12 protein-coding genes are annotated in these 13,281 nt (G+C 43.9%); 3 read left to right on the top strand and 9 right to left on the bottom strand.

The window, feature by feature from the left end:
• Window positions 1–319: 319 nt before the first annotated feature.
• Window positions 320–2,575, bottom strand: a complete 2,256-nt coding sequence (locus ACW6PM_RS08730) for a glycogen/starch/alpha-glucan phosphorylase (protein WP_456056897.1) — start codon at window positions 2,573–2,575, stop codon at window positions 320–322.
• A gap of 219 nt (window positions 2,576–2,794) precedes the next feature.
• On the opposite strand from ACW6PM_RS08730, the gene ACW6PM_RS08725 reads away from it, so the two are divergent.
• Together ACW6PM_RS08725 and ACW6PM_RS08720 are read left to right on the top strand one after the other, a co-directional pair.
• Entirely contained in the window at window positions 2,795–3,670 is an 876-nt protein-coding gene (locus ACW6PM_RS08725; protein WP_448753895.1) for an AraC family transcriptional regulator, read from the top strand.
• 56 nt (window positions 3,671–3,726) lie between these two features.
• Window positions 3,727–4,242, top strand: a complete 516-nt coding sequence (locus ACW6PM_RS08720; RefSeq protein ID WP_456056896.1) for a phosphatase PAP2 family protein — start codon at window positions 3,727–3,729, stop codon at window positions 4,240–4,242.
• Between the two features lie 80 nt (window positions 4,243–4,322).
• Here ACW6PM_RS08720 and ACW6PM_RS08715 read toward each other — a convergent pair whose 3' ends face one another.
• The 8 genes from ACW6PM_RS08715 to ACW6PM_RS08680 form a co-directional block, all read right to left on the bottom strand.
• Window positions 4,323–4,667, bottom strand: a complete 345-nt coding sequence (locus ACW6PM_RS08715) for a hypothetical protein (RefSeq protein WP_456056895.1) — start codon at window positions 4,665–4,667, stop codon at window positions 4,323–4,325.
• Between the two features lie 138 nt (window positions 4,668–4,805).
• Window positions 4,806–5,162 (bottom strand): SpoVA/SpoVAEb family sporulation membrane protein, encoded by a 357-nt coding sequence (locus ACW6PM_RS08710; protein WP_015517362.1) that lies wholly within the window; start codon window positions 5,160–5,162, stop codon window positions 4,806–4,808.
• A 58-nt stretch (window positions 5,163–5,220) separates the two neighbouring features.
• The gene (locus ACW6PM_RS08705) at window positions 5,221–6,324 is read right to left on the bottom strand and encodes a stage V sporulation protein AD (RefSeq protein ID WP_456056894.1); all 1,104 of its coding nucleotides are present in this window, start codon (window positions 6,322–6,324) and stop codon (window positions 5,221–5,223) included.
• 105 nt (window positions 6,325–6,429) lie between these two features.
• The gene (locus ACW6PM_RS08700; protein ID WP_022293352.1) at window positions 6,430–6,954 is read right to left on the bottom strand and encodes an adenine phosphoribosyltransferase; all 525 of its coding nucleotides are present in this window, start codon (window positions 6,952–6,954) and stop codon (window positions 6,430–6,432) included.
• Between the two features lie 93 nt (window positions 6,955–7,047).
• The gene (gene tsaA / locus ACW6PM_RS08695; RefSeq protein WP_456056893.1) at window positions 7,048–7,767 is read right to left on the bottom strand and encodes a tRNA (N6-threonylcarbamoyladenosine(37)-N6)-methyltransferase TrmO; all 720 of its coding nucleotides are present in this window, start codon (window positions 7,765–7,767) and stop codon (window positions 7,048–7,050) included.
• A 4-nt stretch (window positions 7,768–7,771) separates the two neighbouring features.
• On the bottom strand, window positions 7,772–8,830 hold the full coding sequence (locus ACW6PM_RS08690) for an iron-containing alcohol dehydrogenase family protein (RefSeq protein WP_308650723.1): 1,059 nt from the start codon (window positions 8,828–8,830) through the stop codon (window positions 7,772–7,774).
• Window positions 8,831–8,880: 50 nt separating this feature from the next.
• A complete protein-coding gene (locus ACW6PM_RS08685) occupies window positions 8,881–10,335 on the bottom strand; it encodes a GGDEF domain-containing protein (protein WP_456056892.1) in 1,455 nt (484 codons plus the stop codon).
• A gap of 118 nt (window positions 10,336–10,453) precedes the next feature.
• Window positions 10,454–11,698 carry an MYG1 family protein gene (locus tag ACW6PM_RS08680; RefSeq protein WP_456056891.1) on the bottom strand — a complete coding sequence of 415 codons (1,245 nt, stop codon included), beginning with the start codon at window positions 11,696–11,698 and terminating at the stop codon, window positions 10,454–10,456.
• A gap of 212 nt (window positions 11,699–11,910) precedes the next feature.
• On the opposite strand from ACW6PM_RS08680, the gene ACW6PM_RS08675 reads away from it, so the two are divergent.
• A complete protein-coding gene (locus tag ACW6PM_RS08675) occupies window positions 11,911–13,143 on the top strand; it encodes an ATP-binding protein (protein ID WP_456056890.1) in 1,233 nt (410 codons plus the stop codon).
• Window positions 13,144–13,281: the final 138 nt, after the last annotated feature.

The following is a 13,281-nucleotide window of genomic DNA, read 5'->3' as shown; positions in this document are numbered from 1 at the left end:
CATGTACTCCTGTGGGAGCGCATAGCGAAGCTGCTTAGTATCTGTAGGATTATGCTTAGAATAGCAGAAATGCACCGCCATGGACGGCGGGGCAAGGCGTTATGCGCCACGGACGGCGCATAAAAGCCGGTTTCGTCAGCCTGCGAAACACTCCGGGCATAATCCGTACAGACACTTGGCAGCGTAGCGTAGCGAACACAAGAGTATGTGTGCACGCCGTCCCCGGCGCTTACGTCCCGACCTACAAAAAAGAACCCCCGCGGGATGCACCCGCAGGAGTTCTTAAGCCCAATTTGTATTTAAAGGAGGAAGAAAAATTCTATGCCTCTAAATGCCAGATTTCATCATTGTACTGCTTGATTGTTCTGTCAGAAGAGAAGAAACCAGCCTTGCTGATGTTAACAAGCATCTTCTTAGCCCAAGCCTTCTTATCATCATAATCAGCGTAAGCCTTCTCTTTTGTCTTGCAGTAATCCTCAAAGTCTGGGAATGTCATGAACCAGTCTTTGTTGAGGAGCTCGTTGTAAAGTCTCTCTAAGTTCTCCTTAGAACCAACCTTCATCATCTCATCACTTACAAGGAAGTCAACAGCCTTCTTTAAGTCTGCATCCTTGTCATAGTAATCCTTAGAGCAGTAGTCGCCTCTCTCGTATCTGTCGATAACAGTCTGTGAATCCTCACCGAATACATAGATGTTCTCATCACCGACAAGCTCTGCTATCTCTACGTTTGCTCCGTCACTTGTTCCAAGTGTAACAGCACCGTTGAGCATGAACTTCATGTTTCCTGTTCCTGATGCCTCCTTAGAAGCAAGAGAGATCTGCTCTGAAATATTTGCAGCCGGGAATAATTTCTCAGCTAATGTTACGTTGTAGTTCTCAACCATGAATACCTTAAGGTATGGACTTACCTCTGGATCATTGTTGATAATCTGCTGTAAGCAGAGGATTGCATGGATGATATCCTTTGCAATGATATATGCAGGAGCTGCCTTTGCACCGAAGAAGCATGTGATTGGTGTAGATGGCTTCTTGCCTGCCTTGATCTCAAAGTACTTACGGATGATGTAAAGCACGTTGAGCTGCTGTCTCTTGTACTCGTGAAGTCTCTTAACCTGGATATCAAAGATTGAATTGTCAGGTACATCGAGATTCTGAGTCTTCTTTAAGTAAGAAGCAAGCTCTGTCTTCTTTGCATTCTTGATGTCAACGATCTTTGTGAGAACGGCGTCATCATTGATGAAATTTCCAAGCTTCTCTAACTCGTTTGCATCCTTCTTCCAGCCGTCACCGATAAGCTCTGTGATGTATGCTGAAAGCTCAGGGTTACAAGACATTAACCAACGACGGAATGTGATACCGTTTGTCTTGTTGTTGAACTTCTCAGGATATAACTTGTAGAAGTTATTGAGCTCTGTATTCTTTAAAATCTCTGTGTGGAGGTATGCAACACCGTTTACAGAATATCCGAAATGAATATCCATGTGTGCCATGTGTACAAGACCGTCCTTGATGATGTATGTGCTCTCGTCAGCTACCTTTGCGCGAACCTTGTTGTCAAGCTCACGGATGATTGGCATAAGCTGTGGAACCGCCTTCTCCAAGAAGCTGATTGGCCATTTCTCAAGAGCCTCTGCAAGGATTGTGTGGTTAGTGTATGCACAAACCTTTGATACAATCTCAATAGCCTCATCCATCAGGATGCCCTTCTCCTGAAGGAGACGGATAAGCTCTGGAATAACCATTGATGGATGTGTATCGTTAATCTGAACTGCTGCATAATCAGCAAGGTCATGTAAATTAGAGCCCTTTGCCTCTGCCTCTGCAAGGATAAGTCTTGCTGCGTTTGATACCATGAAATACTGCTGGTATACACGAAGGAGACGTCCCTTATCATCTGAATCATCAGGATATAAGAATAATGTAAGGTTCTTCTTGATATCATCCTTGTCGAAATCAATTGTGTCGCCTACGATTGACTCATCAACTGACTCGATGTCGAATAAGTGAAGCTTTGTTGTACGGTTGTTGTATCCAACTACGTCGATATCGTAAAGTCTTGACTGTACTGTGAATCCGCCAAAGCTTACAGGATATGTGATATCTGTCTTTGTAAGCCAGCTCTCCTTTGTAATCCATGGATTTGGAGTCTCCTTCTGGAGATTGTTCTCAAATACCTGCTTGAATAATCCGTAGTGGTAGTTGAGGCCTACACCGTCTCCGTTGAGCCCGAGTGTTGCGATTGAATCTATGAAGCATGCTGCAAGACGTCCAAGTCCGCCATTTCCAAGTGAAGGCTCAAGCTCGATTTCCTCGATTTCAGCAAGTGACTTTCCGTTCTTCTCAAGAGTCTCTTTAACTTCATCGTAGATGCCTAAGTTGATAAGGTTGTTTGATAAAAGCTTTCCGATAAGGAACTCTGCTGAGATGTAGTAGAGCTTTTTCTTTCCTTTGTTTGAAACCTTTTTCTCTGCCTTGTCTTTTACAAGCTCAAGTAATGCGTAGTATACTTCCTCGTCTGTACTAACGCTGATTCCCTTCTGAAGCTTTGTTTCGATTTCCTGCATGATTGCCATTTTGATTTCCTCCCAAATCTGTTATCATGTGTACACGCCAATGTGTCAAATTAACTAATTTTCATTTAGCGTGCTTAACTTCTTTGTGTCATTTGATGAATCAAGTATAATCCATTACACTGCACAATTCTTGCAGTATACAGTCGAAAACTTGCACAATCCTATCATTTTTCGGTATTTTTAGTGGCTTTTTAAGAAATAATATGCTAAAATATCATCATGAATATATTAGAATATGAAAATTATCACGAAGACAAAACACATGTGGAGCTTACGTTCCCATACAATACCTACCTGTGCTCTATTCCTCTTGATTTTTCCGGAGTTCCGCTGCACTGGCACGACGACATGGAGCTTATCTATATAAAGAAGGGCTGCGGTCATATATCTGTGGATTTTAAGGAGTACCATGTCACAGCGCCAAGCCTTGTGCTGATTCTGCCGGGACAGCTTCACTCTATAGACCAGTATATGGATGAATCGATGGAGTACGAAAACATTATATTTTCCCTGTCGATGCTGCTTCCCGGAAAGTACGATTACACCAAGGAGGATTTTCTTGCGCCTCTCGTAGCCGGCAAATTCACAGTTCCGACGGTTTTCACCCCGGTATACCCATACTACGAGGATGTCGTGGCTCCGATAGATGCCTGCGATGAGATTTGCAAGACGATGCCGCAGGGCTATCAGCTTTATATAAAGAGCAAGCTCTACGAGTTCTTTTTTGTGCTTGATAACCGCTGCCGCAATCTGACAAAGCCTCTAAAAAGCAAAAAGACTCTCGATAAGATGAAGGTTGTGCTCAAATATGTGGAAAATAATTATGCCGACAAAATCTCTATCGCTGATATCGCTGATGTAGCCGGTTTTTCCGAGTCCCATTTTATGAGGTATTTTAAAGAGACCATGGGCACATCATTTGTTGACTATTTAAAGGACTACCGCCTGACCATGGCTGCGAGGCTTTTGCAAAGTTCAGACAGCTCAGTGCTTTCTATTTCCGGTGAGGTGGGGTTTGAGAGCCTGTCTTATTTTAACAGAGCTTTCAAAAAGCACTATGGCATGACACCGCTGCAGTACCGCAAGGGCATTTAACATCACTCTGGGTAATTACGATACAATATTTCTTAAATAAACGATGGTAAATAATCATGAAAAAAAATACTTACATAAAAATGACTGCCCCATTCCGTGAAAATAACAGGGCAGCCCGAAAGCTTGAATTAATCAATAAAATATGCACTTATTTAGTTTTTATCACATACCCTGTGTACGTGCTGTATCTGTGCGTTTCGGCAGGAACCATGCTTGCACTCTCAATCATTGTTCCGCTTGTCGGCTTTACTTCTGTATCTGTTTTCAGATATATCGTAAACAGGCCACGCCCATACGAATGGTTTGATATGCCGCCTGTCATTCCAAAGGATACACACGGCAGATCTTTTCCAAGCAGGCACGTTTTTTCTGCATTTATAATTGCATTTACCGTTTTAATCTGCTCACCTGTCGCTTCGCCTTTATGGTTCATCGGCATTTTGCTTACAGTCCTTGCAACTATCATTGCCTGTGTCCGGGTGATATCAGGTGTGCACTTTATCAGCGATGTTTTAGGTGCCTTTGTTTTTGCAGCCATTGAAGCATATATAGTGACTGTTTTCTTCATATAATGATGAATCATGTATCTACACCATTTATCATCCGCTGATTAAACCGGGTGTTTTATAGATATCTGGTATATATCTACTAGCTATCGGTTGTTGTTTCCACCATCAACACTCTTTTTTATGGCATTTCCGGCATCATCTACGGCATCCTTTGCGCCGTCTATTACATCCTTGCCGGCATCGCCTGCTCCGTCTATCACATCCTTACCGGCATCGCCCGCTCCGTCTATCACATCCTTGCCGGCATTTCCCGCACCATCTATGATATCCTTGCCGGCATTCCCGGCATCGTCGGCGGCAGAGCCACCCCTTTGTGTGTTTTCAACCATTGAGGTGTCAGCCACATTACTATTGTTTCCACATGCCACAAAGGCTCCTACAGCAGCAAGTATCAGGCAAAGTGCCAATAAATATTTTATTTTTTTCATTGTATCAGTCTCCTTTTCGTTTTGGAGATAGTATGGGCAATTTACTGTTAATTATGCATTATTCTGAAATTAAATTATCATTACTGCTTTTGTTTCTCAGTATATCTTAATAATTACAAATAAACTAATTTTCCATAATCAACTCTTTAACTTGGGCTTCGTAATGAGTGCCGCGATATACGAAAAGATAAGTGCTGCCGATACTCCGACCGCACAGGCCTTAAAGCCGCCCTTAAACAGGCCTATAAAGCCCTCGCTGTCCACAGCCTCCTTCACACCCTTCCACAGTACATTGCCAAAGCCCAAAAGAGGTACATTTGCACCGGCACCTGCCCACTTTGAAAATGGCCCGTATATGCCGACAGCGCCAAGCAGCGCGCCTGTGCACACGAGCATTACCATAATTCTGCCCGGCATGAGCTTTGTTTTTTCCATTAAAATCTGTACGATGGCGCAGATGATCCCGCCCACGACAAATGCTTTTACATAATCCATTATATCCTTACGCCTTTCTTCTATTTTTGAACGTGTTATATATGTGAAGCCATCAGCTTCAAATTACAGCTTCAAGCACCACACCGTGTGCAATTCCCGGTACTGACTCGCCCTCATTGAAGCTGACAGGCGAAAGAAGTGCTCCTGTCGGCACAAAAAGTATGCGCTTCAATTCACCGCTTCTAAGCTTTGGCAGATAATATGCTGACAAAACAGTTGCCGAGCATGCACAGCCCGAACCGCCTGAGCCCGTGTTCTGGTTCGTCGCATCAAACATCTTCATGCCACAGTCCTCGTGATTTTGGCTTATGTCCACGCCTTTTTGCCTGCACAGGTCAATCAGTATCTTCTGTCCGACGCTTCCAAGATCTCCTGTCACTATCCTGTCGTAATAGGAGGCCTCTCTGCAGAAATCACTCAGATGATTTACTATCAGCTCACAGGCCGCAGGAGCCATGGCAGCGCCCATGTTCATGGCATCCTTTATGCCATAGTCCACCACAACTCCTGTTGTGATTCCTTCAATCTGCACCCTCCTTGATATCCCATTCGCCTTGCCACACCCAGTCCTTTCATTGTCGCACCCGGCTATTTCATTGCCACACCCGGCCGGTGCCTCATTACCACCTGCTCCACTGCCCACAATAAATGCTGCACTTCCTGTGACGGTCCACGTCGCTGACACCGGTCTTTGATTGGCATACTGATTAGGGAAGCGAAACTGCTTTTCGGCACTGCCGAAGTGACTTGATGTCACTGACACCGCATGCTTTGCATACCCTGCTGCCACAAATGCCGCGGCAAGCGAGAGCGACTCCCCACAGGTGGAGCATGCTCCATACACTCCAAACCACGGAATGCGGAAGTTTTCCACACCAAAGGTTGTGGCCATAGACTGTCCGAGCAGATCTCCTGCAAATACATAGTCCATGTCAGACGCATCCAGATGCGCTTTTCCAAGTGCCATTGTGAGAGCATCGCGCTGCATGGAGCTTTCTGCCTTTTCCCACGTATTCTGCCCAAATCTGTCATCCTTACCTACGATATCAAACAGACCTCCAAGCGGTCCCTCCGCCTCCTTTGTTCCAACAACCGAGCTGCTTTCCAATATAAAAGGAGCCTCCGCAAAACGGAGACTCCACTTTCCCAATTTTTGCTGCATACCGACTCTCCTTACTCTTAATCTCATCAAATCATAGATTCAATTAATGTCAGTATGCACAAACATATAAAATATATTCGTAACTATAATTCAAATATAACAGCTCTACTTGCCATCATATGACACAACTGCGTCCACATCATACTTGCTTAGAAGCTTTCTGCCATTAAGACCTGCAAGCTCAATAAGGAAAAGCATCTTCACGACCTCTCCTCCAAGCTCCTCCACAAGCTCTGCTGCAGCCTGCATTGTGCCACCTGTAGCGATGAGATCATCCACGAGAACCACCTTCTGACCAGGCTTTATTGAGTCCTTGTGCATCTCAATTGTTGCTGTACCATACTCGAGGTCATAGGTCTTTGATACAGTCTCACAAGGCAGCTTGCCTGCTTTTCTTACCATGACAAACGGCTTATGAAGCGCATATGCTATCGGCATGCCAAATACAAAGCCCCTTGATTCAGCTCCCGCTATCACATCAAAATCAAGTCCGTCAAGCCTCTTTATCATCTCGTCAATTGCAAGCTTTAATCCATCCGCATCCTGGATAACACTCGTCACATCGCGGAACATGATGCCCTTCTCCGGAAAATCCGGGATAGTTCTGATATAGTCCTTTACTGTTTTCATTGTATGTACCTTCCTTATGTGTATTTAATATGTATTTGTCCTTTTATATGCATTACCATTTTACTCTCTTCGGGCAGCATATGCAAATCAAAATCACTTCACCTTATGATATCCGTCTATGCACTCCACGACATCCACTATCTCTATCGTGCCGGCATGCGAATCAGCCACAAAGCGTATATCAAAGCTGCCGTATCTCATGCCATAGATATAGTCCTTTGCCTTATTGTATGCTGCTCTTGGGTCCTGTGCCAAAATATGCTCCACCGCAATGCGGGTGTCTTCATCCATACGGCTTTTTAGTGCCTCGTCACGCCAGATAACATGCACCGTATCCCATCTGTGCTCTGCGGCAAAGCCATCTGATGCCTGAGGATGTGAGTCTGCATATGCCAGATACGGCTTTATGTCATAGATTGGCGTGCCGTCAAGCATATCTACACCCGACACATGAATCACGGGACCCTTGCTGCTTTTGTACTCAACCCTGTCAAGCCTTACGGAGGACAAGCCCATGCCGTTTGGGCGAAAGGGCGAACGTGTGGCAAAAACGCCTCGCTTTTCCCTGCCTCCAAGTCTTGGTGGTGTGACGAGCGGTGTGAATTTCTCCACCCTGTTTTCGGAAAAGCCCCATATAATCCACAAATGCGTAAATTCCTCTATTCCACGAAGCGCATCGGGATTTTGGTATTTTGGTTCAAATACTATCTGCCCTGTCGCCTCAGGCACGAGGCCGCTCTGCCTCGGAATGCCAAATTTCTCTCCAAATCCGGTATGCATAATCGCAACCGGCTCTATAGTCTTCTCATACATATCTCTATACCAGTATTTTATTCAGTATATCATCCTCGAGCACAAGCTTCTTTGCCGCGTCGCGGTACTCCTTCTCATGCAGATATGTGTGCCTGAACGGCTTCATGGATGGTGCCATATCTATCGCATCCAGAAAATCCTGCTTTCTCATGCCAAGAGTGGCCGCATAGTCGAAAAAGCCTGTTCTTTTGAGCACTGTACACACTCTTACATATCTGTGGTTCTGCACTACACTCATGATGTAGGTTGCTATGCCGACCTGTATGCCATGAAGCTGCGGATGCTCAAGAATTTTATCAAGCGCATGTGAAATAAGATGCTCGCTGCCGCTGGTCGGTGCACTGCTTCCCGCTATCTCGTTTGCAATACCGCTCATGGCAAGCGAATCCACAAGCTCCTTTAGGAAAAGCTCATCCTTTATGCTCTCATAGGGTGTGCGCACAAAGCTGTTGACCGCCTTTTTTGCGACCATCACAGCGAAGTCATTGACCACACCCGCACCGTGCGCTTCCTCAAAAATCCAGTCATAGAGTGCTGTAATCTTTGACACCATATCACCGATGCCCGAATATATAAACTTCTCCGGCGCTGTGCGGATGACCTGCGTGTCAACTATGATGCCGTGTGCAAGCTTTGCCGGAACCGATGTGCGCTTGCCGTGAACCAAAAGTGATGCACTGGCGCTAGAAAAACCATCGCTTGAGCTTGAGGTCGGCACGCTGATAAATGGCAGATTTCTCAAAAATGCTGCATATTTTCCTGCATCTATCACCTTTCCGCCGCCCACTGACACGACTGCCTTTGCCTTGTTTGGTATGTCAAAGGCAAGGGTAATGATATCGTCTATCTCAACTGTATCGAGCTCGCTGTACTCAAGCACTGTGATGCCCGCATCCGAAAGGGACTTCATTATAGTGTCACCAAACATATCTATGAGACCGTTTCCCATAAAAATGACTACGCTCGTGAGCTCCTCACTCTTTAAATACTCTCCGATTTTGTTTAAGGTTCCTTTTCCCACCTTGAGAATTGATGGGATGGATATTGCTTTTCCTGTCTGCATTTTCATTCTCCTCTTTTTATTTCAATCTTTTAATTTAATATGATGGACAATCATTGCTTTTCATCAAAAATTGTCGCACTGTAGCCCTGCTTTTTCTTGCTGTCATACATGGCGGTGTCTGCCCTTCTGTAGAGCTGGTCAAACGTGATGCATTCTATTCCGTCATAAAAGCATGCGCCAAGGCTGAGCAGTATGCGCTTTCCATCCATCTCTGCTATATCAATATGCTCTATGTTTGAAAAAAGCCTGTCAAAGAAAGCTTCCGCGCTCTCTTTATCAAGCATCCCCGGTATAAACACCGCAAACTCATCACCGCCCAGGCGAAGCACGACATCATCATCACGACATGATTTGCGCAGAGTATCAGCAATTGCTATTATCACCTTGTCACCTACCGCATGTCCATAGGTATCGTTTATTGCCTTAAACTTGTCACAGTCTAAAAGGCATAACAGACCGCACTGTTTGCGGACGAGATACTCTGTTATCTTATTCTCTCCACTTCCGCGGTTGCGTATACCTGTCATCAAATCAATCTGTGCCAGATACATAAGCCTGTTTTCACGTCGCTTTTCCTCGTCAATATTCTCCACGCAGTAAAGCACATGCCACAGCCTGCCATCCGCATCATAGTCTACAGGAATAAACCTTTCACGGCACCAGCCTGATACCTTACCGATAAACTCGTGCACTATGGTATTTTTTCCACGAAGTCTGTCCTCCAGCGTACTGATATCCACAAATTCAAGTGTCTCTTTGCGCTGTGCCTTAGTACAGAACTCATTCATCACACTGTTTATATGCCCCGGGAAATCCTCATCTATCCTATACTCTCCCTCTTTCTGTGGCTTCACGCCCAAAAAGTGTGTAACCTCATCCAAAGTCTTTACTATATGGTATCTGCGTGTCTGCACATTTACCAGTTCCATGGATATATAGATGCTTGAAAGCGATGAATAGCTGCTAAGCTTCGCTTCCTTATTCGACTTTGTGAAGGAATTGCGCAGCTTAAGCAATGATATAAGCAGGGTTCCTATCATATCCAGGAATGTGGTCAGTCCGAGAGTATCACTTTCCGGTGGATTATCCACACCGAAAAAGCCCTTTATCTCATCCTTGTAACGGATTGGACATACCACCAGGTTTTTTACATTTTGTGCCTTTAACAGATTGTAAGAGCCCCTGTGCTCATCCTTTATCTGCTCTATATCTGTAATAATGATATTTTTTTCATTGTCAAAGGCCTGATACCACCAGCCTATTATGTCCATATCAACATTCTGCAATTCATGTATCTCCGGCACTATTCCATCCGCACACCACTCATATGTATTTCTTGTGATATGCTTCTCATCACAATCCTCAAATATATATATGCGGTCAGAACCGATATGTTTTCCGAAAAATCTGATAAACTCATTAATCTGCTCATCCGGTGTATCATAGTTGAGTGCAGATCTGAGTGCCTCATTTATGACAAGCTCGTATTTTATAATTGTCTTCATACCTGCTTCCTCGTATTGTTGCTTGAATTATTCAGAACCACCCCACGCATATTCGCAAAACCGCACGATGTCCGCGCTTAACAACATTATACCAAATTATTACAAAAATGCACATAAATCATGGTATTCTTAGCATTATTTTTTTCTGATTTTTTTCAATCATCGTAAGTACCGGAATGTGCTTCTTTCTGAGCGCACGTATGACCGGATATGTCTCAAATGCATTTCCTTCCACATATACTGCCTCCGGTCTGTACTTTACAATCTGCTTTACCTGCTCCTTTACATATGCCTTCCACTGTGGCTTCTCCATCATTACCTCTGCATATGCTGTCTCACTGTCAAGCTCTGTCAATTCAAGCTGCGGAACAGGCATTGCATCCACATGACAGATATGCACGCCCTTTATGCCTCGTGCTTTTGCAACATTCATAAGCTGCTCGTTGGTCTGACTGTCACATGCCTTCGCTGTAGTATCACCCTTACCACCGTACCATACTATCACAGAGCTGTCTTTATGAAGAGAAAGCGCCTTTTCGCATGCCTTTACCGCTTCATCCTGCTCCTTAACAGTCATGATAAAGCCGCCCTTGTGACAGAATATCGCACCAGAAATTCCTGTAGCATTCACAAGCTCCTCACCTTCAAGCCCCAGCCACTCTGCAGGAAAAGAACACTTGTAATTCATCGAATACTCTCTTTTCTGCGGCTGTATACAAAAGCCGCCTCTGTTTGACGGAAAAATAACAAACGCAATATCAGTCTCACTCAGTGCCTTCTGACATGGGATAAACTCGGGAAGCACAAGTATCCTGCTTGCCGAATCGTGCTTTGCAAGCACCTCCTCCACTCTCTTATCAGCTCTCTCATTGCCACGGTATCTCTCAAATTTGTTTTCCAGTATCATGCCTGCCACGCTTACCGCCTGAAAGAAAGCTTCATCGCTGCCGCCCTCATAATCCCATGACGGATTGAAATTGCCTATAAGTGTTGCGAGCTCGTTTTTCTCTCCTGTATTGTCATTGTTGTCGAGAGGCTGGACAAATGATTCATCAAATTTTACCGCAAGCTCCTCACCTAGAATATCCGCTCCAACAGCCTCCCACAGCAGGCCAAATGCCGCATACGGCACACCGTTTTCCCTGATTCTGCTGTCCTTCTGGTGATGGTCAAACTCACCACGCCCTATATCAAAAACTATTCCTGTGAAATCATCAGGCACACTGTTGCCCCTTGTTATGCTGATCTCAGGGTTTATATACAAAAGCAGGGCTGATGAGAACACATCATCTGCGTGAAATTTGCCGCCATGTGTGAAGGCACAGGCATCCTTTTGTTTTATCTGCTCTATTAATCTGCTCATTTTTTAACCTCATATGTATTCTTTTACGTTGTGATATCCTATAACTCTTTAATCATAATTATAATATTCAAAATGTCAATATAAAAGCTACTACGGTTGCCTTTACATAGTTTTAACTTTCAAAAAATAAAAAAAATTGTTTTTTTGAAAGTGACATCTTGCATATACTATTAGCAAACAGTATACTAAGTACAACGAAGCAGTTTCGAGAAATGAAAAAAATTCAATTTTTGAAAGTGGGTGACTATATGAAAACAATCACGAGAACTAAATATCTCGATAGAATCATTGAACTGAATGGCACTCCTGACATCAAGATCATCACGGGTATTCGTCGATCCGGTAAGTCCAAGCTGATGCAGGCGTATATTGAGTATCTGAAAAGCAACTTTGAAAACATCAATATTATCTTCATTGACTTCATGGATTTAGCATATGAAGAAATCAAGGAATACCATGCCTTACACGCATATGTGGAAGAACATTATCAGGAAGGTAAAACGAACTACCTGTTTGTAGACGAGGTTCAAATGTGCCCTAGGTTTGAGCTGGCAATCAATAGCCTGTACTCTAAGGGAAAATACGACATCTATGTAACAGGCTCCAACGCTTTCCTGTTAAGTGCAGATCTGGCAACTCTGTTTACCGGACGCTATATTGAAATTCATGTGTTTCCTTTCAGTTTTCAGGAATATTGCCAATATTATGATAACGTCAGTGATAAAGATAAACTCTTTGATGATTACGCTATCAAGGGCGGTTTAGCAGGTTCTTACGCTTACAGAACTGAAAAAGACAGAACAAACTATATCAAAGAGGTCTACGAAACGATTGTTACAAGGGATTTTGTGCAGAAATATGCTCTCCCGGACACTTTGGTTTTACAACGTCTTAGCGAATTCCTTATGGATAATATCAGCAACCTGACTTCTCCGAATAAGGTCAGTCAGCTACTGACAGCAAATGAGACTCCAACCAATCATGTAACCGTCGGCAAGTACATTAAGTATTTGTGCAACGCTTTTGTATTTTATGATATTAAGAGATACGACATCCGAGGTAAGAAATACCTTGAAAGCTCTGAAAAGTTCTATTTATGTGACAGCGGTATTCGATATGCAATACTGGGAAGCAGAAATATGGATTATGGCAGAGTATATGAAAACATCGTTTGCATCGAGCTTCTTCGCCGTGGATACGATGTCTATGTCGGCAAGCTCTATCAAAAGGAGATCGACTTTGTTGCTCAGAGGGGCAGCGAGAAGTTTTATATTCAGGTCAGCGACAACATTTCCGGGCAGGAAACATTTGAGAGAGAATGCTCTCCTCTCCTTCAGATTCGAGATGCTTATCCGAAAATGATCATTGCCAGAACCAAACATCCCCAATATAGCTATGAAGGAATCGAAATTCACGATATAGCCGATTGGTTATTACAAGAATAAGCAAGGCAAAAGGGGCTGTAAAATAAGTCCCTAATTAAGAAACGCCAACTCCGGCAAATGTCGGTTTTGGCGTTTCTTTGTATGAATTTTTCTATTTTTGATCACGTTTGCATCTTTGGGTATAAAAAATGGTGCATT

The organism is Agathobacter sp., assembly GCF_977054825.1.
This window is presented reverse-complemented; position numbering and strand designations above follow the sequence as displayed.